The sequence below is a fragment of the Spirillospora sp. NPDC046719 genome (assembly GCF_040645715.1).
Lineage (GTDB): Bacteria > Actinomycetota > Actinomycetes > Streptosporangiales > Streptosporangiaceae > Spirillospora.
Window position 1 is genome coordinate 1 of sequence record NZ_JBEYYT010000162.1, and the last position, 19,083, is coordinate 19,083.

Annotated in this window: 20 protein-coding genes; 10 read left to right on the plus strand and 10 right to left on the minus strand. The window is 74.6% G+C overall.

The window, feature by feature from the left end; translation table 11 throughout:
• From ABZ914_RS25820 to ABZ914_RS25840, 5 genes are all read right to left on the minus strand, one after another.
• On the minus strand, positions 1–855 hold an 855-nt coding region (locus ABZ914_RS25820), incomplete at its 3' end, for a carboxylate-amine ligase (protein WP_500196309.1).
• A gap of 53 nt (positions 856–908) precedes the next feature.
• On the minus strand, positions 909–1,379 hold the full coding sequence (locus ABZ914_RS25825; RefSeq protein ID WP_500196311.1) for a hypothetical protein: 471 nt from the start codon (positions 1,377–1,379) through the stop codon (positions 909–911).
• A 133-nt stretch (positions 1,380–1,512) separates the two neighbouring features.
• Positions 1,513–2,994, minus strand: coding sequence for an AMP-binding protein (locus tag ABZ914_RS25830; protein ID WP_500196312.1), 1,482 nt, complete (start codon positions 2,992–2,994; stop codon positions 1,513–1,515).
• A complete protein-coding gene (locus tag ABZ914_RS25835) occupies positions 2,991–5,297 on the minus strand; it encodes a CaiB/BaiF CoA-transferase family protein (protein ID WP_500196314.1) in 2,307 nt (768 codons plus the stop codon). The genes ABZ914_RS25830 and ABZ914_RS25835 overlap by 4 nt, the downstream gene beginning before the upstream one ends.
• On the minus strand, positions 5,297–6,160 hold the full coding sequence (locus ABZ914_RS25840) for an alpha/beta fold hydrolase (RefSeq protein ID WP_500196316.1): 864 nt from the start codon (positions 6,158–6,160) through the stop codon (positions 5,297–5,299). Before ABZ914_RS25840 ends, ABZ914_RS25835 begins: the two co-directional genes overlap by 1 nt.
• Before the next feature lie 151 nt (positions 6,161–6,311).
• Here ABZ914_RS25840 and ABZ914_RS25845 point away from each other — a divergent pair, with 151 nt between their 5' ends.
• Both ABZ914_RS25845 and ABZ914_RS25850 read left to right on the plus strand, forming a co-directional pair.
• Positions 6,312–6,788, plus strand: a complete 477-nt coding sequence (locus tag ABZ914_RS25845) for an FAS1-like dehydratase domain-containing protein (protein WP_500196318.1) — start codon at positions 6,312–6,314, stop codon at positions 6,786–6,788.
• Positions 6,785–7,198 (plus strand): hotdog family protein, encoded by a 414-nt coding sequence (locus ABZ914_RS25850; protein WP_433234355.1) that lies wholly within the window; start codon positions 6,785–6,787, stop codon positions 7,196–7,198. The genes ABZ914_RS25845 and ABZ914_RS25850 overlap by 4 nt, the downstream gene beginning before the upstream one ends.
• Before the next feature lie 28 nt (positions 7,199–7,226).
• On the opposite strand, the gene ABZ914_RS25855 is transcribed toward ABZ914_RS25850, so the two are convergent.
• The 5 genes from ABZ914_RS25855 to ABZ914_RS25875 all read right to left on the minus strand — a co-directional run bounded on the left by ABZ914_RS25855 (position 7,227) and on the right by ABZ914_RS25875 (position 11,775).
• Positions 7,227–8,186 (minus strand): quinone oxidoreductase family protein, encoded by a 960-nt coding sequence (locus ABZ914_RS25855; RefSeq protein WP_500196320.1) that lies wholly within the window; start codon positions 8,184–8,186, stop codon positions 7,227–7,229.
• Positions 8,183–9,004: an ABC transporter permease gene (locus tag ABZ914_RS25860; RefSeq protein WP_500196322.1), complete on the minus strand. Its 822-nt coding sequence runs from the start codon at positions 9,002–9,004 to the stop codon at positions 8,183–8,185. The genes ABZ914_RS25855 and ABZ914_RS25860 overlap by 4 nt, the downstream gene beginning before the upstream one ends.
• Entirely contained in the window at positions 9,001–9,882 is an 882-nt protein-coding gene (locus ABZ914_RS25865) for an ABC transporter ATP-binding protein (RefSeq protein WP_500196324.1), read from the minus strand. Before ABZ914_RS25865 ends, ABZ914_RS25860 begins: the two co-directional genes overlap by 4 nt.
• Positions 9,879–10,868 carry an ABC transporter substrate-binding protein gene (locus ABZ914_RS25870; protein ID WP_500196325.1) on the minus strand — a complete coding sequence of 330 codons (990 nt, stop codon included), beginning with the start codon at positions 10,866–10,868 and terminating at the stop codon, positions 9,879–9,881. The genes ABZ914_RS25865 and ABZ914_RS25870 overlap by 4 nt, the downstream gene beginning before the upstream one ends.
• Positions 10,869–10,998: 130 nt before the next feature.
• The gene (locus ABZ914_RS25875; protein ID WP_500196327.1) at positions 10,999–11,775 is read right to left on the minus strand and encodes an SDR family NAD(P)-dependent oxidoreductase; all 777 of its coding nucleotides are present in this window, start codon (positions 11,773–11,775) and stop codon (positions 10,999–11,001) included.
• Positions 11,776–11,907: 132 nt separating this feature from the next.
• Here ABZ914_RS25875 and ABZ914_RS25880 point away from each other — a divergent pair, with 132 nt between their 5' ends.
• The 8 genes from ABZ914_RS25880 to ABZ914_RS25915 all read left to right on the plus strand — a co-directional run.
• A complete protein-coding gene (locus ABZ914_RS25880) occupies positions 11,908–13,182 on the plus strand; it encodes an aromatic ring-hydroxylating oxygenase subunit alpha (RefSeq protein WP_500196329.1) in 1,275 nt (424 codons plus the stop codon).
• 118 nt (positions 13,183–13,300) lie between these two features.
• Positions 13,301–14,686: a M20 family metallopeptidase gene (locus ABZ914_RS25885; RefSeq protein WP_500196331.1), complete on the plus strand. Its 1,386-nt coding sequence runs from the start codon at positions 13,301–13,303 to the stop codon at positions 14,684–14,686.
• Positions 14,683–15,624, plus strand: a complete 942-nt coding sequence (locus ABZ914_RS25890; RefSeq protein WP_500196333.1) for a DODA-type extradiol aromatic ring-opening family dioxygenase — start codon at positions 14,683–14,685, stop codon at positions 15,622–15,624. The genes ABZ914_RS25885 and ABZ914_RS25890 overlap by 4 nt, the downstream gene beginning before the upstream one ends.
• A 34-nt stretch (positions 15,625–15,658) precedes the next feature.
• Positions 15,659–16,516 (plus strand): alpha/beta fold hydrolase, encoded by an 858-nt coding sequence (locus ABZ914_RS25895; protein WP_500196334.1) that lies wholly within the window; start codon positions 15,659–15,661, stop codon positions 16,514–16,516.
• Positions 16,513–17,343 (plus strand): alpha/beta fold hydrolase, encoded by an 831-nt coding sequence (locus ABZ914_RS25900; protein ID WP_500196336.1) that lies wholly within the window; start codon positions 16,513–16,515, stop codon positions 17,341–17,343. The genes ABZ914_RS25895 and ABZ914_RS25900 overlap by 4 nt, the downstream gene beginning before the upstream one ends.
• On the plus strand, positions 17,340–18,146 hold the full coding sequence (locus ABZ914_RS25905) for an IclR family transcriptional regulator (RefSeq protein WP_500196338.1): 807 nt from the start codon (positions 17,340–17,342) through the stop codon (positions 18,144–18,146). Before ABZ914_RS25900 ends, ABZ914_RS25905 begins: the two co-directional genes overlap by 4 nt.
• A complete protein-coding gene (locus ABZ914_RS25910) occupies positions 18,143–18,679 on the plus strand; it encodes an FAS1-like dehydratase domain-containing protein (protein ID WP_500196339.1) in 537 nt (178 codons plus the stop codon). The genes ABZ914_RS25905 and ABZ914_RS25910 overlap by 4 nt, the downstream gene beginning before the upstream one ends.
• Positions 18,676–19,083: HTD2 family dehydratase (locus ABZ914_RS25915; RefSeq protein WP_500196341.1), on the plus strand; the 408-nt coding region annotated here is incomplete at its 3' end. The genes ABZ914_RS25910 and ABZ914_RS25915, both read left to right, overlap by 4 nt.

Below are 19,083 nucleotides of genomic sequence, written 5' to 3' on the forward strand. Positions count from 1 at the left end.
CCCGACCTGCTCGCGCGGCGCGCGGGACGCGGTCCGTCCCGCCGCCAGCTCCGCCAGCGCGGTCCGCACCAGCCCGCGGGTGAGGGCGGCCTGCAGCACGGCCTCCTCGGCGGTCGGCACGGCGTCGGCCGCGCGGACCTCGACCGTCGGCAGGCGCGGGGAGGGCCGCGCCAGCCAGAACGACATCGCGGGGTCCACGACCACCCCGCATTCGGCGAGCCGGGCCGTCTCCCGGTCGTGGTCCTCGGCGGACGGGAACCAGGGCGGCAGCCCGGCCCCCGGGAACCGGGCCTGCTGGAGCATCCGCCAGCTCGCGTAGCCGGTGTCGGCGCCCGCGGCGTGCGGCGAGTTCGCCGACACCGCCAGCAGGGTCGGGAGCCAGGGGCGCAGGTGGTTGGCGACGGCGACCGCGGTGTCCCGGTCGGGGACGCCGACGTGCACGTGGCAGCCGGAGACCTCGTAGTCGCGCACGACGCCCGCGTACAGGTCGCGGATCCGGGAGAACCGCTCCCCCTCGGAGGTCGCCGGCACGGGGCAGGGCAGGGGCGCCGTCCCCGAGGAGATCAGCAGCGCGCCCTCCTGCCGCGCGGACGCGGCGAGTTCGCCGCGGGCCGCCGCGAGCCGCCGCCCGAGCGTCGGCAGATCCGTGCACACGGCGGACGCCGCCTCCACCTGCGTGCCGAGGAGTTCGAGGTAGAACTGCGCGCCGGAGGGCGTAGGAAGGTTCCGTGCGCGCGCGAGAACGGCCTCGGCGCTCGCCGTCGTCTCCCCGGTCACCGGGTCGGCGAGCAGGAACTCCTCCTCCACGCCGACCGTCAGGCCCGGCTCCTGCTCACTGATCGCGGTCGGTCGCATGGCGGGGGCCCTCCCGGTTCCGGCCTGAGCGGCGTCCCCCGCTCCGGTGCGCGTCAGTGGTCGAGGCCGTACAGGACCGCGGCGGTGACCGCGCCGTAGGCGGCGTGCGGGACCAGGTCGCTGATCCAGGACGACACCGGCCAGGCGCGCGGATCGGTGATGCCCAGCGCGGTCATCGGGCCGTCGCTGCCGAGCATGGCTCCGGCGGTGGCCAGCGCGGCGGTGACGGCCCGGCCCGGCCGCCACCCGGCGGCGGTGACGATCCCGAGCAGCGCCCCGGTGCCGATGCCGGCCGCCAGCCCGGTCAGCGGACCCAGGCCGGAGACGCGGTTGTCCTGCTCTTCGCCCTCGCCGGGCACCGGGATGCCGGTCTTGTCCGACAGCGCGCGCACCGTCTCCTCGGGCGTGTCGCTTCCCGGGCGCCCGCGCAGGGCCATGTCCAGATAGGTGACGCCGTTCAGCGCGGTCGTGCCCGCCGCGCCTGCGGCGGCGCCCCGCAGCGCTCCTCGCACCAAGCAGGCCATCCCGCGCCCCCTCCTGATCGTCCGCATCGGCCTCTTGTGCTGCGCTCCCCGCCGGCGCACCCGGCAAACATCGGCCCCGCGCCCCGCGCCGTCCTGCCGGCCTCGCGGCGGGACGGCTCAGTGGCGGGACGGCTCAGTGGCGGCGCCAGGTGGCGGGCGTCACGCCCCGCTCGCGCAGCGCCGCCTTGCGGACCTTGCCCGTCTCGGTCAAGGGAAGGTCCGGAACGATCTCGACGTAGCGGGGCACGGCGAACGGCGGCAGGTCGCGCTCGCAGTGCGCGATGAGCCCGGACGGCTCCAGCGAGCCGCCCGGCCGGAGGACGACCGCGACCATGACCTCGTCCTCCGCCAGCTCGGACGGGACGGGGAACGCGGCGGCCTCGGCGACGGACGGGTGGGCGCGGACCACCTCCTCGACCTCGGAGGAGGAGATGTTCTCGCCGCGGCGCCTGATCACGTCCTTGATGCGGTCGACGAAGCGGTACCGTCCGCCGGGTTCCCGGACGACGCGGTCGCCGGTCCGGCGCCACGAGCCGGGCGGCTCCACCGGGTCCCCGAGGTAGCCGGTGGAGAAGGCCAGCGGCCGGTGGCTGCGGACCATGAGCTCGCCGGGCACGCCGTCGGGCAGCGGGCGGAGCGCGTCGTCGACGACCCGGGCGGAGAACCCCGGCCGGACCGTGCCCATGTAGCCGGGTTCGCCGCCGCCCACCTCCGCGCCGATGACGTAGTTGGTCTCCGTGGATCCGAAACCGTCGATGAGCGCGACGCCGAAGCGCTCCTGGAACGGTTCCCACAGGTGCGCGGGAGTGGCGGGGGCGAGCGCGCGCGTGACGCGGTGCGCGCGGTCGTACGGGCCGGGCGGCTGCGCCATGAGCATCGGGACCATCGCGCCGAGCAGGTAGACGACGGTGGCCCCGGCGTCGCCCGCCCGGCTCCAGTGGCGGGACGCGGAGAACCGGGGTCCGAGCGCGAGGGACGCCCCGGCGATCATGGCCTGCATGAGCGCGTTGAGGGCGTTGGTGTGGAAGAGCGGCAGGCAGGTGTAGAGGACGTCCTCCGGCGTGAGGCGGAGCGCGCCGCCCACGTTGGCGCCCCACCAGCCGAACTGGGCGTGCGGGCACCGCACCCCGCGCGGCGGACCCGTCGTGCCCGAGGTGAAGAGGACGGCGGCGGTGTCGTCCGGGCGGACGGGCGCGGGCGGGATCGGCTCCGCCTCCGCGCAAGGCTCCACGGAATCGATGGGCCACGGGTCCCTGCCGCAACCCGCGAGGAGCCCGGCGTACTGCCGCTCCGCAACCACGATCGACGGTTCGGTCATGTCCAGGGCGTGCCGCAGGCCGCGTTCGCGGAGCCCGGTGTTCAGGGGGACCAGGACCGCGCCGAGCCACGCGCAGCCGAGGAACAGGTCGACGAACTCCCGCCGGTTGGCCGACATGACCGCCACGCGGTCGGCCGGCCGGACACCGCGTCCCGCGAGCGTCGCCGCCGTGCGGGCGGCCGCGTCCGCCGACTCCCGGTACGTGCGGGTCGCTCCGTCCGCGTGCAGGAAGGGGCGGTCGGCGAACGCCTTGGCCGCCGTGGTGAGGAGGTCCGGGATGGTCGCCGGTTCGTTCATCGCAGGATCCCGCCCTCCCGGAGCGCGGCGATCCGGTCCGCCGGGAGGCCGACGATGTCGCGCAGGACCGCGTCGGTGTCGGCGCCGAGCCGCGGTGCGGCGTGCCGGATCCCGCCCGGGGTGCGGGACAGCCGGATCGGCACGCCTTCGTGCAGGAATGCTCCCGCGGTGGGGTGCTCCGCGCGCACGTAGAACCCGCGCGCCCGCAGCTGCGGGTCCTGCTCGACCAGGTCCCGGCCGTCCTGCACCGCTCCGGCCGGCACGCCCGCGGCCTGCAGCAGCTCGGCGGCGGCGTCGGCGGGCATCGTGCGCGCCCAGGCGGCGATCGCCTCGCCGGCGGACGCGGCGCGCCGGTCGCCGAGGCCCGGGCACCCGATGACCTCGCGCAGCGCCGCCCACTCCTCGTCGGACCGGACGCTCACGGCCAGCCACCGGTCGGGGCCCAGGCAGCGGTAGACGCCCTGCGGCGCGAACGACGGGTGGGCGTTGCCGCGCGGCTCCGGCGGCTCCGACGCGATCACGCTGGTCCCCATGTGGGCGGCGATCGCCTCCAGCTGGGACAGGTCGACGTGCTGCCCGCGCCCGGTCCGGTCGCGGTGCTCCAGCGCGGCGACCGTGGCGAGCGCGGCGTGCAGGCCGGCGACGATGTCGCCGTGCCCGTAGATGACCCCGACGACGTCGTCCGGCGCCCAGCCCGTCAGGCCGGTGAGCCCGGAGAGCGCGGACACCGTGTCGGCGTAGGAGACCCACCCGTTGCGCGGACCGGTGTGGCCCATGCCCGACATGCTCACGTAGACGATGTCCGGCTTGATCTCGCAGAGCGCGCCGTAGCCGAGCCCCATCCTCGTCATCACGGCGGACGAGAAGTTCTCGACGACGACGTCGCTCGCGGCGACGAGCTCGCGCAGCACGGCGAGGCCCTCGGGCGTGCGCAAGGCGAGCGCGACGCTGCGCTTGTTGCGGTTGACCTCGTTGAAGTAGCCGTTCCCGTCGTGGAAGGCGCTGTCGTCGGGGTCGGCGTGCGGGCCCCTCGACAGGTGCATGAACGGCGCGAACCTCGTCGGGTCGGGCCGGGTCCGCGACTCGACCTTGATCACCTCGGCGCCGTGGTCCGCCAGCACCTTCGTGCAGTACGGCCCGGCGAGCACCCAGGTCAGGTCGAGCACGCGGACGCCCGCGAGCACGGGCGCCGCCGGGGCGCCGCCGGCGTCGCCGGCCGCCGGGGCCTCCGGCTCGCGCGGTGCGTCGAGAAGCCCCTGGTCGGCGCCCGGTTCCGACACGGTGAGCGACGACACGCGCCGCCCCTCGGGGAAGGCGAACCCGAAGCCGAGATCGGCCCGCTCCCCCGCGGCCGTCCGGGTCGTCAGGAAGAACTCGCGGGCCCGCAGCTGCGGGTCGGCGGGCAGCTCGTCCGGGCGCTGCACCGGCGCCCACGGCAGCTTGCGCGCCTGCGCCAGCTCGGCGAACTCCGCCTTCGGATACTTGCCCGCGAAGCTCTGGACGACCTCGAAGACGTGCTTCTGGTGCTTCTTGCGCTCGACCGGGCTCTGCCAGCGCGGCTCGTCCAGGTCGGCCTGCGCGCCCTCCTCGCGGAGCCAGTCCAGCAGCGCGTCCCACATGCGGGGGCTGCCGCCGAGACCGCCGCCGAGGTGGCCGTCCGCCGCCCGGAACAGGCCGTGCGGGACCAGCGGATGCTCCCGCCCGGGGCGCGGCGGCACCCGGTCCTCGTGCAGGTAGGCCAGCGCACCGGCCTCCAGGGCGGCGGCGACGCACTCCTGCGCCGACACGTCCGCGACCTGCCTGCCGTCCCCCCGGCGGCGCGCCCGCAGCCCGAGCTGCACGGCGATCGCGGCGTTCACCCCGGCGAGCTGCTCGGCCTGGTTCTCCGGGAGCGCCAGCGGCGGCCCGTCGGGGTCGCCGACCTGCGCGAGCATCCCGCCGAGCGCCGCGACGACGAGGTCGGTGCCCTGCCAGCCGGCGCGCGGTCCGGAGCAGCCGAACGGCGTGACCCTGACGTGGACGAGATGGCCGGGCCCGTCGGCGCCGCCGGGCGTCCCGTCCAGCAGGACGTCGGCGGTCGAGAGGAGGCGGCGCAGCCCGGCGCGGTCGTCGGCGCCGAGGACGACCGACCGCTTCCCGGCGTGCCAGTGGGCGAACGCCCAGCCGTCCCCGTCCCGCCGGGCCGGGTCGCCGCCCGGCGGTTCGACGAGCACCACCTCGTGGCCCAGACCGACCAGCAGCCGCCCCGCGAACCGGGTGAACGGGCCGGGCAGCTCGACGACCCGCACCGCCGGACCGCCCATCAGCGCTCCTGGTTCAGGAAGCCGGTCACGATGCTGTAGTAGTCGGCGGGGCGTTCCTCCTGGAGGTGGTGCGAAGCCCGGTCCATCACGTGCAGGTTCCCCTTCGGCAGCATCCGGGCGAGCATCAGCGGGTAATCGGGGGTGAGGAACGCGTCGTGCATCCCCCAGATGAACAGCGCCGGCGCCTGGATGTCGCCGAGGACGCCGGACAGGTCCTGCCAGTCGCCGCGCGGATCGTCGGACGCGCCCGCGAGCGCGGTCTCCTCCGGGTCGATGCTCTGCTCGTACCGCATCGTGACGGTCGCGTCGGGGACGGCGTCGGGGTCGTACCACTCCAAAGTCGCGATCAGCTCGCGCATCTTCTCCCAGGACGGGCCCGTGCCGCCGAAGTAGCGGTCGCGGGCCTTGCGGCCGCGGTGCCCCCGCTCGGGCAGCGGCGCGAGCGGGCCGTGCCAGACCGGCTGGCTGCCCGTGACGACCAGCGACCGCACCCGGTCGGGGTAGCGGGCCGCGAGGTTCAGCGCGATCGTCCCGCCCCAGGAGTTGCAGACGAAGTCGGCGCGGTCGACGCCCAGCTCGTCCATGAGCGCGACCGTCTTGGCCGCGTGGAAGTCCCACATCGGGCCCTTGATGACGGTCTTCTCGGACCTGCCGTACTGCAGGATGTCCACCAGCAGGACCCGGCGGTCCCGGGCGAACAGCGGCGCGACCTGCCCGAAGTCGGACCAGGCCGTGCAGCCCGGCCCGCCGCCGTGCAAGAAGATCGTCGCGCTGCCCTCGCCCAGCTCGATGTAGTGGTAGGTGACGCCGTCCGCCTGCGCGTACGCCCCCTCGGGGGCCGGCCGAATCTGCATGAGGTCCATGCGCCGATCGTGCTGGAGGGGGCGTCCCGTCCCAAGCCCGGCGGTCCGGTGAGCGGGCCGTCCGCGTCGCCGTCCGGAGGGGCCGCCGCCTAGCCTCCAGATCCGGCGCGCCGGTCCCGGCCCGCCGGATCCGCGGAGAGGGAGGCAGCACATGACGCCGACCGAGGAGGCGGGCGAGCGCGCCCGCGCACTGATCGGCCGGGCCGAGCGCCGCTCGCTCGGCCCGGTGGACGCGGCGGCCTCCGCCGAGTTCGCCCGCGCGGCCGGCGAGACGGCCCCGCGCCTGGTCGACCCCGGCGACCCCGCGTTCACCGTCCACCCGATGTACCTGGTCAGCCTGCTGCGCGGCGCGCCGGGCGCCGGGGACGGGGAGTTCCGCCCCGACGGCATGTACCGCGACGAGGTGCCCGGCACCGACGGGCTGGCCGTCCGGCTGATGGCGGGCGGGCAGGAGATCCGCTGGCGCGGCGCGGTGCGTCCCGGGGAGCGGGTCCAGGTGGACCGCGTCCTGCGGTCCGTCGAGCGCAAGGGCCGGGAGCCCGGTTTCCTGCTGCTGACCGTCGGCAAGACCTACTCGACCGAGCGGGGCCCGCTGGCCGAGGTCACGGAGAGGTTCATCGTCCGATGACCCGGCGCGTCGAGGCCGGCGACCCGGTTCCGCGGGCCGAGCTGGTCCCGGACGAGGTGCGGCTGCTGCGGTTCGGGGCGGTGACGCGCAACGCGCACCGCATCCACTACGACACCGCGTTCGCCCGCTCCGAGGGCCTGGACGGGCCGGTCGTCATGGCGCAGCTGCACGGCTGCCTGTTCTTCCGCGCCGCCGCGGCCTTCGCCGGCGAGGCCGGGGAGGTCCGCTCGGTCGCCTGGCAGAACCGGGCACCCGCCTACGCGGGCGACCGGCTGGTGGTGACGGGCGTGGTCGAGTCCGTCGACGAGGCGTCCGGCGAGGTGACGCTCGCGCTCGACGAGCGGCGCGGGAACGGCGACGGCCCCGGCGAGACGTGCTGCCGGGGCCGTGCCGTGGTCGTCCCGCGCTGAACCGGCGCCCTCCCCGCGCCGCGCCGGGTCAGTCGATCTCGAGCGCCACCTTGCCGACGGCCTCACCGCCGCGCAGCCGCCCGACCGCCTCCTCCAGCCGGTCGAACGGGTACCGCTCGATCGGCAGCGTCAGCTCGCCGGCGTTCAGCTCCGCCAGCAGCCGGTCGGCGTCCGCCGCGACCTCCGCGCCGCGCGTCATGAGGTTGACGGGCAGCAGCGAGACGTCCGCGAGCAGGAAGTCCGCGAGGTCCAGGCGCAGCTCGCGGCCCGCCGTGTAGCCGACCAGCGCGGCCCGGCCCCGGCCCCGCACCAGCCCGAGCGCGGTGGCCAGCACCGCGCCGCCGACGGTGTCGATGACCGCGTCGAGCGGGCCGCCCGCGGTGTCCTCCGCCAGCTCGGACGCCAGCACCGGCTTGGCGGGCGGCGGCACGCTGCCGAGCTTGGCCGGGCGGCCGACGACGCCGATCACCTCGGCGCCGGCGCGGGCCGCGAGCTGGACGGTCAGCGCCCCGACCGCGCCGGCCGCTCCCGTCACCGCGACCCGCTCCCCCGGCCGGATCGCCGCGACGGTGTGGACCGCCGCCTGCGCCGTCCCGGCGGGCGAGAAGAAGCAGCAGGCCAGCGCCGGGTCGGTGCCGGGCGGGACGGGCACGACGGCCGTGTCCCGCACGACCGCGTGCTCGGCCCAGCCGCCGTCGCGACTCAGCCCTGCCCCGCCGCCGCGGATCCGCACGGCGGTCCCCTCCGGGTGGACGTCGGAGGCCACCACGACCCCGGCCGCCTCCGTGCCGGGCACCGCGGGCAGGTCCGGCAGGACGCCGAACTCCCCGTCCACGACGTTGAGGTCGAGATGGCCGACCTGCGCCGCCCGCACCCGGACCAGCGTGTGGCCGGGCGGGCGGTCCGGGACCGGCCGCGTCACCAGGCGCGGAAGCTCGCCGAACCGTTCCAGGACGAGCGCCCGCGAGACCTCGGGCGAACCGCTCACAGCTTCACCTCGTAACGGTGCAGGAGCCGGGACGCCACGACGCGCAGCACCCGGTCGAACGCGAACCCGAGCACGCCGAGCACGATGATGCCCACGAACACCCAGTCGATGCGGCCGTAGTTGCGCGAGGTCCAGATGAGGGCGCCGAGCCCCACCTGCGCCGCGACGATCTCCGCCGAGACGATGGTGAGGAAGCTGTTCCCCATGGCCAGCCGCGCGCCGGTGACGATGTGCGGGACGGTCGAGGGCAGCACGACCGACCGCATCACCTGCCAGCGGCCCGCGCCGAGCGCCGCGGCGGCGCGCAGCCTGGTCTCGTTCACCGACAGGACCCCGGCGATCGTGTTCAGCGTGACGATGAACACCGAGGTGTAGAAGATCAGCACGACCTTGGACGCCTCGCCGATGCCGAGCCACACCACCGCGAGCGTGACGAACGCGACCGGCGGGATGAACCGGAAGAACTCGATGTAGGGGTCCAGCAGCCGCCGGATGATCGGCACCTGGCCCATCAGCAGCCCGACCGGCACCCCGACGACCAGGCCGAGGCCCCATCCGATGAGGATGCGCCGGCCCGAGGCGATCACCGAGTTGCCGAGCGTGCCGTCGGCGGCCAGCTCGCGGGCGGCCGAGAGCGTCTCCCCCGGCGAGGCGACCAGCGCCGACCCGTACTTCATCGCGAGCAGCTGCCAGATCCCGACGCCGATGGCGATCGACACCGCGAACAGCCCGGCGGAGCGCAGCCGCGCGCCCATCGCCCCGGACGTCCGCCGCTCGGCCCGCGGGCTCGCCGCGGGGTCCGCTGACACGACCGTCATCTCCGCCCCACCTCCGGATCGTCGACGCCCTGGTCCCGCAGCGCCTTGCGGACCTCCTCGCCGATGTCGGCGCGCAGGCGCGCGCGCAGCTCCGCCGTCTCCGGCGCGGTGTCGTCGCGGGGCCGCGGCAGGTCCACGGCGTAGACGGACTTGATCGTCGCGGCCGGCCCGGCGGTCATCACCGCGATGCGGTCGCCGAGCAGGATGGCCTCGTCGATGTCGTGGGTGACGAACACGACCGTGCAGCCGGACGCCTCCCAGATCCGGGCCATCTCCTCCTGCATCACCTGCCGGGTCTGCGCGTCGAGCGCCCCGAACGGCTCGTCCATCAGCACCACCCGCGGCTCGTTGGCGAGCACCCGGGCGATCTGCACCCGCTGGCGCATGCCGCCGGACAGCTGCCCCGGGAACCGGTCGGCGCAGTGGCGCAGCCCCACCAGGCCGAGGTACTCGTCGGCGACGGCCTTCCGCTCGGCCTTCGGCCTGCCCCGCATGCGGGGCCCGAACGCGACGTTCTGCCGGACGGTCAACCAGTCGAACAGGGCCTCGCTGCTCTGGAAGACCATGCCGCGGCCCGGGTCGGGCCCGGTGACCGGAGCGCCGTCGACGGTGAGGCGCCCCTGCCGCACCGGGACGAACCCGGCCAGCGACGACAGCAGCGTGGACTTGCCGCAGCCGCTCGGGCCGAGCAGGCAGAGGAACTCCCCGGCGGCGATCTCGAGCGACACGTCCCGCACCGCCTGGAACGACCCGAAGGCGATGCCCACGGTCGAGACCGAGACCGCGGCCCCGTGCCCCCCATTCCCGGGCGCGGTGGAATCCGCGCGCGGCCGAGCCGCGCCGGACGCGCGGCGGCCGGTGTCGATGGCCTTGGTCATCCCGTTCCCTTCGGCTGCCCGGTGTACCAGTTCTGCAGCACCCCGGTGGTCACGTCCGGCTTCGACTTGACCTTGCCGGTGCCGAGGAACCAGTCGGCCGTCCTCGCGTAGTTCCGCACGTCGGCGGCCGTGATGCCGCGCACCCCGTAGTCGATCTCCCTGACGGCGGTCAGCGTCTGGCTCGTGGGGATCTTCGCGGCCTTCTCGGTCGCCTTCGCCGCCGCGTCCGGGTCGGACTCGGTCAGCCGCGCCGCCTCCGCGAGCGTCTGCGCCACCTTCTGGGCGGTGTCCTTGTCGCCGTCCAGCCACTTCTGGGTGCTGACCAGCCAGTGCTGGTAGACGAGGCCGTAGGAGCCGCTGTCCTCCAGCACCTTGCCGCCGAGCGCGACGCCCTTGGCGGGCCACGGCTCCCACAGCACGTAGGCGTCGACGTCGCCCTTCTGCAGGAGCGCCGGGATCTCCGGCGGGTCGGCGGTCACGAACTTCACCGACTTCGGGTCGATGCGCCGCGACTGCAGGAACCGGGTGGCGGCCAGTTCCGACAGGCCCGGCACGATCGCCATCTTCCTGATCTTCGACGGGTCGGAGATCGCGGGCCGGGTGACGACCTTCAGGAAGTGCCCGGACTCCTCGTACACCAGCAGCGCCCGCAGACCGGGGTCCTGCGGCAACTTCCCGATGGTCGTGACGTCGGAGTTGCCGGCGAGGTTCACCGTGCCGGCGGTGAGCGCGTCGAGGGCCTGTCCGCCGGTGCCGAACTGCACGAGCTTGACGTTGAGGCCGTGCTTCTTCCACAGCCCCCGGGAGTCGGCGAGGAACAGCGGCGCGTACGCCGCATCGACGCCGACGCCGATCCGGATCTCGGGGCCGGAGCCGGCGGCGCCGGCGGAGTCGGTGGTGCCGCTGCCGCACGCCGGGAGCGTGCACAGCGCGGTGATGATCGAGATGACGCCGGCGAGGCGCCGTCTTCTGGCCCGTGCCTCCATAACACCTCATAAGTTGGAAGGTCAGCAGCTGGTAGGGGCCGGTACAGCGGGGTGGGTAGCCGGATTCGGCGAACAATAGGTGGCGTTTCCGCGACGCCGCATGGCTCGGGGTCCGCTCAGCGAGACGCCCTCAGTGAGCGAGGTAGCCGCCGTCCACCACCAGCGTGGAGCCGGTGATGAACGCCGCGGCGGGCGAGGCCAGGAGCAGCAGCGCGCCCGCGAGGTCGGACGGCTCGCCCCACCGGGCGAGCGGCACCTCCCGGTCCACGAACGCCCGCGCCACCGGGTCGTCCCGGGACCCCGCGTTCATCTCGGTCAGGATCGGGCCGGGCATCAGGCAGTTGACGGTGACGCCCGTCCCGGCCAGCTCCAGGGCCAGCGACTTCGTCAGCTGGACCACCGCGCCCTTGGACGCCGCGTAGGCCGCGCGCTCCGGCGCCCCGGCCGCGCCGAGCACGGAGCCGAGCGTGACGATCCGCCCGGAGCCGGCGGCGGTCATGGCGCGTGCGGCGGCCCGGCACGCGTACCAGGTCCCGAAGACGTTGGTGGCGAAGCAGCCGTGCAGGTCCGCGGTCGGCAGCGCGGTGACCGCTCCCCTGGCCAGCCGGCCGGCGCTCGTGACCAGCACGTCCAGCCGGCCCCACCGCCGCACGACCTCCGCCGCGGCCGCGTCGACCTGCGCCTCGTCGGTGACGTCGCAGCCGAGCCCGGCGACGGTGCCGCCGCCGCGCTCCAGCTCCTCGGCCTTCCGCTCGGCCCGCTCCGCGTCCCGGGACAGGATCGCGACCTTCGCGCCCGCGCCGAGCAGGACCCGGGCCGCCTCCGCGCCGATGCCCGAGGTCCCGCCCGTGACCAGGGCGGTCCGTCCGTCGAGGGAGAACATCGCGTTCCGCATGAATTCGTCCATGGTCCGGACCCTGGCACGCGCGGGGCGCCCCGCCATCGTGCGGCGGTCCGCCCAGCGAGACGGGTCCGTAGGCGATCCGGCCCGGCGGGCCGATCCTCGGTTGCATCGTTCCAGCAACGGGAGGACACGCAGATGACGACGGGTGAGGACTCGCTCGACCGGGCGTCCGGACCGGAGCCCGCGGCCGCGCCGCCGGACGGGCCGCGGGACGGTACGGCCAGGCCGCGGCCGCGCCGCAGGCCCACCGCACCAGGCCGGCAGGACTGGTCGTCGTGGCCGCACTACGACGCCGCCGCCGCGGGGTTCCGGGGCTACTGGTACCCGGTCACATGGTCCAGCCACATCACCGGCGATCCCCGCCCCTACACGATCTGCGGCGAGAAGATCGCCCTGATCAGGGACAACGGGGTGGCGTACGCGCTGCACGACCGCTGCCCGCACCGCGGGGTGCCGCTCTCGGAGGGCGACCGGCAGTTCCCGGGCACGATCAGCTGCCCGTACCACGGCTGGACGTTCGACCTGCCCAGCGGCCGGCTGGCCGCGGTGATCACCGACGGGCCCGACTCGCGGATCTGCGGGAAGGTCGGGGTGCGCACCTTCGCGGTGGAGGAGCGCCTCGGGATGGTCTGGGTGTACCTCCCGGTCGCCGGCGAGGAGCCGCCGCCGATCGACGAGCAGATCCCGGAGGAGCTGGTCGGCAACGCCTTCGTGCTGGGCGGGCGGATCGAGCCGCGCCGCGGCAACTGGCGGTTCGCCTGCGAGAACGGCTTCGACGAGGGCCACGCGAAGTACCTGCACCGCACGGCCCTGTGGCGGTTGTTCAAGCCGATGCCCACCTGGAACGTCACGCGGGTCATCACCGAGGGGCGGTGGATCTTCCGCGTGCAGGACGAGGTGCACTGGGAGGCCGACTTCCCGGGCGTGGGCCGGTGGACGAACAAGCGGTGGTGGAAGATGCAGCCGCCCAAGGAGTCGTTCAACATCGGCAACACCGGCAAGCCGAAGCGGGTCGACCCGGTGATCGAGGCAGGCGACTTCCCCGGGTTCGCGTCGCTGTCGATGCCCGGGATGCTGCGCATCGTCTACCCGAACTTCATCCACTACGAGTTCTACGTCCCCGTCGACGCCGACCACCACCGGTACGTCGGCGTGATGGTGAACTTCACGCAGGGCTGGAAGACCCTCGGCTTCTACACCAAGTACCTGGGCGCGATCCGCTGGCTGTTCCACGGCCAGTTCTCCGGCCAGGACGCCTGGATGGTCGACGTCACCGACGCTCCCCCCGAGAAGCTCTACCGCCCCGACGTCTCGCTGACCGCCTGGCGGAGCCTCAGCGAGGAGGAGTACGCCAAGCGGCTCGCCGAGTGCGGCGCCGACACCGCTCCCGCGACCACCAGGAAGAAGTGAGGACCATGAAGCGCGTTGTCGTCGCACTGTTCTGCGGAGCGGCCCTGGCCGTGGCGGTCCCCGCGCTGTGGCGGTGGATCGCCCGGACGACCGGCACGCAGGTCCACAGGATCAACCAGTGACGGCGCCGGGGGCGGGCGGCGACGGCCCGGACGGGCTCGCCGGCCTGGACGAGCGCCGGCGCGGCCTGGTCGCCGGCGCCTGGGCGCACATCACCCGCGAGCGGCTGGCGGAGCTGGTCACCGGGCTCGTGGACGTCCCCAGCCCCACCGGCGACGAGGGCCCGCTGGCCGAGCACATCGCGGCCGAGCTGGCGGCGGCCGGGTGCGACGCCAGGGTGCAGCCGCTCGACGACCGGCAGGCGAACGCGTGGGCGCGGCTGGACGGCGACGGGACCGGCCCCGACCTGATGCTGTACGCCCCGATCGACACGCTGACCGCCGGCGACCCGGCCGAGGACGTGCCGTGGATCGGCGACGGGCTGCGTCCCGACATGCGGCCGGAGGCGGTCGTCGACGGCGACCTGGTGACGGGCCTCGGCGCCTCCAACCCCAAGGGCCACGCCGCGTGCGTGATGATGGCCGCCGAGGCCGTCGCGCGCGCCGGGGTCCCGCTGACCGGCGACCTGATCGCCGCGTTCGGCGCCGGGGGCATGCCGACCAACGCGCGGCCCACCGGCCCGCGGCGCAACACCGGGCAGGGCGCGGGCTGCTCGTTCCTGCTGGAGCAGGGCGTCTGGGCCGACTTCGCCCTCATCGCCAAGCCCGGCTGGACGGTCTCCTGGGAGGAGGTCGGGCTGGCCTGGTTCGAGGTGACCGTCCGGGGCGTCCACACCTACGTCGGGTCGCGGCACCGGCTGCCCTACGACAACGCGATCGCGGCGGCGGGCCTGGTCGCCCAGGGTCTCGAGGAGTGGTTCGCCCGGTACGCCGAGCGGCACACCGAGGGCACGGTCGCCCCGCAGGGCGTCGTCTCCTCGATCCGCGGCGGGTGGCCGCGGATGGCCGCGGTCACCACGGCCGCCTGCAAGCTCCGCGTCGACCTGCGGCTCAGCCCCCGGACGACGCCGATGCAGGCCAAGCGGGAGTTCCTCGCCGCCCTCGACGCGATCAAGGCGGACCATCCGGGGGTGGACGCCGGCGCCGAGCTGATCCTGGCGATCCCCGGCACCGCCAGCGACCCGGACGGCTGGGCGTGCCGCAGCGCGATCGCGTCCTGGGAGGCGCTGGAGGGCCGCCCCCACGAGGTGATCCGCGGGAACAGCGGCGCGACCGACGCCAACATCCTGCGCGGCCGGGGCGTCCCCACGGCCCGCATCGGGATGCCGAAGGTGACGGACGCGCCGTTCGAGATCGACTTCTCGCGCGGGATGAACACCGTGGACCTGCGGGAGATGGAGCGGCTGACCCGCCTCCTGGTCCGCACCGCCGTCGACACCCTGACCCGTTCCCGGGACGACCTGGCCGGGGACGCGGCGTCCGCGACCGAAGGAGCGCGCGCATGACCGACATCGTCCTCGGCGTGGGGGCGTCCCACTCCACGCTGATGAACACGCACTGGGAGGAGACCGTCCACAAGGACCGCGCCGAGCGGTTCCGGGACGCGCTCGGGCGCGCGCGGGACGCCATCGCCGCCACGCGCGCCGACACGGTCGTCCTCGTCGGCTCCAACCATTTCCGCGGCTTCTGGCTGGACCTGATCCCGAGCTTCACGATCGGCGTCGGCGAGTGCCTGGCCAGCGGCGAGGCCGGGACGCCCGAAGGTCCGCAGCCGGTGGACGAGCCGCTCGCGCGGCACATCGCCGGCACGCTCGTCGAGTCCGGGCGGTTCGACGTGGCCTACTCCGCCAGGCTGCAGATCGACCACGGCCAGTCGCACGCGATCCAGTACCTGCTGGACGGGCTGGACGTGCGGATCGTCCCGCTGGTGGTGAACGTCTTCGCGCATCCGCTGCCCACGCTGGACCGCTGCGAGCGGCTCGGCCGCGCCGTCCGGGAGGCGGTGCTGGACTTCCCCGGGGACCGGCGCGTCGCCGTGGTCGGGTCCGGCGGCCTGTCGCACCGGCTGCCCTGGCCGGACTGGCGCGACCCGCACGGGGACGACGAGGAGTTCATGGTCGGCGCGTGGCTGAACGGCCGCGACAACTGGCGGGACTACGACGCGCGGCGCCGCCGGATCGTCCGCGCCGCCGCGCCGGCCGTCAACGCGGAGTTCGACGAGGAGTTCCTGTCCCTGCTGGAGGCCGGGAAGGCGGCCCGGCTGACCGAGTACACCACCGAACGGCTCACCGAGGTGGCCGGCAACGGCGCGCAGGAACTGCGCACCTGGCTGCTCATGGCGGCCGCGATGGACCACGTTCCCGGGCGGCGCCTGGCGTACGAGGTCGTCCCCGAGTGGCTCACCGGGATGGGCGTGGCCGTCCTGGACCCGTCGGCCGCGTGACGCGGACGGGCCGAACGACAGCGAAAGGCGATTCATGAGCATCTGGACCGAACTCGTCGACCTCGACTACCGGCACGCGTACGTGGACGCGGGCGGCGTCCGCACCCGCGCCCTGCAGGCCGGGCCGGAGGACGGCGAGCACGTCGTCTTCCTGCACGGGACGACCGGGCACCTGGAGGCGTTCGTCCGCAACATCCCGGCGCACGCCGAGCGCTACCGCTGCCACGCCATCGACATGCTCGGGCACGGCTACACCGGCAAGCCGGGCAAGCCCGGCGAGATCCCCGCCTACGTCGACCACCTGATGGCCTACCTCGACGCGGTCGGAGCGGAGCGCGCGCACCTGGTCGGGGAGTCGCTCGGCGGCTGGGTGGCGTCGTGGGCGGCGAGCGAGCACCCCGACCGCGTCGCCTCCCTGGAACTGCTCTGCATGGGCGGGACGAAGGTCAACCCGGCGGTGATGGAGCGGCTGAAGACCTCGACCCGCCGGGCCGTGGAGAGCGACGACCCGGCTCTCACCGAAGAGCGGCTGCGGCTCCTGTGGGCGCACTGGGACGAGGACCTCGGCGACGAACTGACCGAGGTCCGGTTCGACATCTACCACCGGCCGGAGTTCGCGGAGAACCTGCGCGACCTGCTGGCGCTGCAGGAGGTCGAGACGCGCGAGCGCAACCTGCTGCGGCCCGAGCGGATGGCCGCGATCAAGGCGCCGACGCTGGTGGTGTGGGGCAACAAGAACCCGTTCGGGGCGGTCCCCGAGGCCGAGGCGATCGCGGCGGCGATCCCGGGAGCACGGTTGGAGATCTTCAACGACTGCGGGCACTGGCCGCAGCACGAGAAGGCCGACCTCTACAACCCGCTGAGCCTGGCCTTCCTCGCCGAGGCGTCATGACGGCGCCGGCAGCACGGGGAGCCGCGGCCGGCCGCGCGCCGGCCCCGCCGGTCCGGTTCGGCTACGCCGACACCCCGCGCGGGCAGGTGCACTACGCCGAGTGCGGCACCGGCTCGCCCGTGGTGCTGCTGCACCAGACGCCGCGGTCCTGGGACGAGTTCCGGGAGGTGCTGCCGCTGCTCGGCCGCACCCACCGGGCCATCGCGATGGACACCATCGGCTTCGGCGCGTCCGCGCCGATCGCCGAGCACTCGATCGAGACCTACGCCGCGACGGTCGTCGACTTCCTGGACGCGCTCGGGCTCGGCGAGGTCGCGCTGGTCGGGCACCACACCGGCGGGGTGATCGCGGTCGAGGTGGCGGCGCGGGCGCCGGACCGGGTCGGGGCGCTGGTGCTGTCGTCCACCCCGTACGTGGACGCGCGGGCGCGGGAGGCGCGCCGGCACCGGCCGCCGATCGACGAGGTCGAGCCGGATCCCGACGGGGCGCATCTGGCCGAGCTCTGGCGCCGCAGGCGGCCCTACTATCCGCCGGGCCGGCCCGATCTGCTCACCCGATTCGTGCGCGACGCCCTCGTCCTCGGCGAGGATGTGGAACGCGGCCACGAGGCCGTCGGTCGCTACCGGATGGAGGAGCGCATCGGCCTGGTCCGCTGCCCCACGCTCTGCGTGGGCGCTTCGGCCGATCCATTCACCGCGCCTGACCTGCAGAATTTGTCATCGCAACTTAACACGTCAAGGGTGGCGGTGATCGACGGGGGCATGATTCCGTTGATGGAACAACGACCGGCGGAGGTCTGTGAATTGATCGCCAGGTTCCTGTCATGACCATCGTTTCGATCGACGTCCCCCGTTCCGAGCGCCCGGGTCCGCGGCAGGGCGCCTGCCCCGATCCGATGAACTCCGTCCTGGGCAAGGCCCAGCTGATCATCGAAGCGTTCACCGTCGACGACGCCACCCTGTCCCTCGCCGCCCTCGTCCGGCGCACCGGCGTGGCGAAGGCGACCGTGCACCGGCTGGCGCACGAGCTGGTCGAGTGGGGGCTGCTGGAGCGCGACGGCTGCGACTACCGGCTGGGCCTGCGGCTGTTCGAGATCGGCCAGCGGGTGCACCGGCAGCGGATCCTCCGCGAGATCGCCCAGCCCTACATGGAGGACCTCCTCCTCAGCACGCACGAGACCATCCACTTCGCCATCCACGACGGCCTGGAGGTGCTGTACCTGGAGAAGATCCTCGCGCACCGGGGCCTCGGCGAGCAGTCGCGGGTGGCCGGCCGCCTCCCGCTCTACTGCACCGCCACCGGCAAGACCATCCTGGCGTTCGGCACCGAGGCGCTCTTCTCCGAGGTGGTGCGCAACGGGCTGAAGCCGCTCACCCGCTACACCGTCACCTCCCCGGGCCGGCTGCGCGCGCAGCTCGACCGGATCCGGGCGGAGCACCTCGCGACCGAGGCCGAGGAGATCCGGCTCGGCTACATGAGCACGGCCGTCCCGGTGTTCGGCCGGGACGAGGCGCTCGTCGGCGCGCTGTCGGTGACGGGGCCGACCTACCGGATGGACCCGGGCAAGCTCTCGGGCGCGCTGCGGACGGCGAGCATGGGCATCACGCGCTCGCTGCACCGGGTCCTGTGAGCGGCGCCGCCCCCGCTCCCGGCCCCCTCGGTCCCGTGCTGGCGGAGGTGCTGGCACGGGCCGGGGACCTGGCCGGCCGCTGGGAGCGCGAGGACTGCGGCGTCGTCACGGCGAAGGAGTTCCGCCGGTACGCGGCGGCGGTCGACGACACCGGCTACCTGCGGGCCGCCCGCGCCGCGGAGGCGGCCGGACGGCCCGTGACGGCGCCGCCGCTGTTCCTCACCGGCATCCTGAGCTGGGAGGACGGTCCGGTCGAGGCGGAGCTGCGACCGGACGGGCTGGCGGCCAGGGAGTCGCCGTGCACCCGCGGCCTGCCGGTGCGCCAGGTGCACGGCGGGCAGTCGGTCCGGCTCGGGAGCCCGCTCGTGGCGGGCGCGCGGGTGCGGGCGGACCGCGCGGTGCGCTCGGCGGAGGCCAAGCGGGGACGGTCCGGCGACTTCGTCGCGCTGGCCGTCACGACCCGCTTCACCGGCGAGGACGGGACGGAACTGGCCTCCGTCGACGAGACGATCATCGTGATGGAGCAGCCATGACCGGCCCGGGCACCGCCACGTCCGGCGAGCGGTGCCCCGCGCGGGCGTACTCGCACAGCACCGTGCAGCTGTTCCGGTTCAGCGCCGTCTCGTGGAACGCGCACCGCATCCATTACGACGAGCCGTACGCGATCTCCGAGGGCTTCGCCGGGCCGGTCGTGCAGTCCACGCTGCACGGGGAGATGCTCGCCCGGCACGCCCTCGACTGGGCCGGGCCGGACGCGCGGCTGCGGGCGGTGAGCTGGCGCAACCGGGCGACCGCCGTGGCGGGCGAGCCGCTCGTCTGGAAGGCGTCCGTCCGGGAGGCCGCGCCCGGTGACGACGGCCTGCGCCTGTGCCTGGACGCGGCCATCGAGAAGGCCGACGGCACGCCGTGCGCCGTCGGCACGGTCGAACTCGTCCGC